At 38.5% G+C, this 2209-nt stretch carries 3 protein-coding genes; 2 read left to right on the top strand and 1 reads right to left on the bottom strand.

Annotated elements, in window-relative coordinates; genetic code table 11:
* Positions 1-262: 262 nt before the first annotated feature.
* Positions 263-388, bottom strand: coding sequence for a hypothetical protein (locus tag AAGA18_16150; GenBank protein ID MEM9446873.1), 126 nt, complete (start codon positions 386-388; stop codon positions 263-265).
* Between the two features lie 240 nt (positions 389-628).
* Between AAGA18_16150 and AAGA18_16145 the strand changes: the two genes are divergently transcribed.
* Together AAGA18_16145 and AAGA18_16140 are read left to right on the top strand one after the other, a co-directional pair.
* Positions 629-805 (top strand): hypothetical protein, encoded by a 177-nt coding sequence (locus AAGA18_16145; protein ID MEM9446872.1) that lies wholly within the window; start codon positions 629-631, stop codon positions 803-805.
* Positions 806-907: 102 nt separating this feature from the next.
* The coding region (locus AAGA18_16140) for a hypothetical protein (protein MEM9446871.1) at positions 908-2209 on the top strand (1302 nt) is incomplete at its 3' end.

The raw sequence follows: 2209 nt of genomic DNA, 5'->3' as shown, positions 1-2209 counted from the left end.
TCTGAGTTCTGGTATTTGAATACATCTGTTGATGGATCTTATATGAAAAGGAGGATCACCCGATTAGAAAAGTGTAAGATCGTTTTGTTGATTGAAAAGTCACTAATCTGCACCTTTGCTTTCTGTTGAAATCAGTACAGTACTCAATTGCAGGGTATCATCTGTCAACAGAGTTAAAGATCAAAGCATAGTATTCCTTTCCTGAATGCTGACCATGACGAAACGTGTCAATCATTAGCAATAAAGTGTACGAAAGGAAAAACTAAGCGGAAATTTCCGCTTTCGTAAACTCTCTAATATAGCCAAATCGACGTTTACGACTTGGAATGATGCTCGCCAGTGTGGCAAGCTCGAAAGTAAATGGGAATCGGCCCGTCAGGACTGTCATGCATGCCAACTTTTTAATTAAAAAAAACCGACGAATATGACTGGAGGTGATGCTTGCCAGTGTGGCAAGCTTCAAAAATAATTGGAAATTGACCACGCGTACAGGTATGCATGAAATTTATGAATGCAAGCAGAAACTTAAGTCTAAAATTAAAGTAAAAATTCCACTGGCCAGCTTGGATTGCAGGACTGCAACTTGCACTTCTGACGAAGAATAGCAGTAATCAATCTTCAACCAAACATGAAGCGACACCGGAATGAAGTTAGTGAAAGGACAAGAGACGAAATTCAACGTCGACGAGTTACGACTGACACGGTGATGGGAATCGACAACGAAGGAATCGTCGTGAATGAAAACGAAAGGCTTACTGATGATAGAAATTTATTAGTAGACGAAGTAAGTGTATTTAATCTATGAAACTATTGTTTTGAGCGATGTGACTTCCCATATCGAAAGTGAATAGGTTTTGTCTAACAGTATGAACTATCAACTATCCAGATTCCAGACGAAAAAGATATTATGGCCACTAGTTCCAACCGTAACCCTGGTGCTCCACCTCCGAGAAGATTCTATAAAACCGTATTTGATTTGTTCCAAGGGATTGAAACAAATATTGTTGATAATTCGCTTCAGCAAGTACCGGTATGTGATGGGGAGAATGGGGGACAGAAGTGGTTAGATCAACGTGTGCAATTCATTATTCAAAACGTGCTTCTCGCACAGACATTCAGTCCATATCTGGACGGAAATCCAGTGAGCAGAACCTTTTCGAAGAATAATTTGGATAAGATAGTACGCCGATTTTATGTGTTCCACAATAAGATTGCAAGGAATGCATTTAGAATGCATACTAAAGGGATGTATTCTACTGCAAATGGATTATTAGTAGAGTTTACAGCGAGTATCGCTCGTAGCGGTCCGAATGCCGTCAGAAGAGGGTCCTTTGACCTGAAGAAGTTTGAATCGAAACTGTCATCCTGGAAGCCTTGGGCTGACATTCATTCCGAAGGCACATATAAAATGAAGAATACTAGACTTCGAGCGGATTCATATTATCCTTACATTTATGATAGTAATTGTCGAGGTCTGCTGCAATCATTAATGATTCATACGACGGGAGTACTTGGTATGGCATGTTCATTATTTGAGAACAATTCTCAAGAATCAACTCCGAAACATCCGAATCTTATCATCAAAAGTTTAACAAGTTCCACGGTCAATGGCTTTGCACATTCGCTGCATTTTAATATTAACACAGAATCTTTGAACTTCTTCAGGGGGTCCATTTTGCCTGCGGTCATAGATGACATTCTCAAACTAGCAAACAATGTCTATGAGTGGTGGATTCTGACGGTACCAATTAATGATCGAGTTAGATATGGTAAGGTGCCCTCAAGAAGGAGACACACATCAGAGAAATGGTACATTAATAATGCAGAGTACCCAAACATATTAACCCCAAATCAACTTATAGAATTCATAATGGGTGACGAGGAATACTGTCTGGACTTTTGGGCAAAAATAGGATCTCATCTGTTTCATTCTTTCTTAGTAAAAGGACAAGCATTATTTGGAGAGATTGTACGTGAGGAGCAATTTGATGTTATATATCTGGAAGCCATGAGATCTTTCTACAAGTCACTACATGAATTAACTATGACTACTATACATGATACAAGTGAATGTTTTGAGAATGGAAATCAAAATGCAGAACAGTTGATTGCTTTGTTGAGAGAGCGAAGAGATTTATGGATTACTAATATAATAAATGTTTTAAAGCAATATCCGATAAGATATATCGAAACTGGAGAGTTAGAAAAC

The sequence above is a fragment of the Verrucomicrobiota bacterium genome (assembly GCA_039192515.1).
Classification (GTDB): domain Bacteria; phylum Verrucomicrobiota; class Verrucomicrobiia; order Methylacidiphilales; family JBCCWR01; genus JBCCWR01.
Note: the sequence above shows the minus strand (reverse complement) of the source record. Positions and strands in the feature narration are given on the sequence as shown.

Coding starts and splice junctions, on each gene's coding strand:
- AAGA18_16150 (MEM9446873.1), bottom strand. CDS start 388: ATGACAGTCCTGACGGGCCGATTCCCATTTACTTTCGAGCTTGCCACA.
- AAGA18_16145 (MEM9446872.1), top strand. CDS start 629: ATGAAGCGACACCGGAATGAAGTTAGTGAAAGGACAAGAGACGAAATT.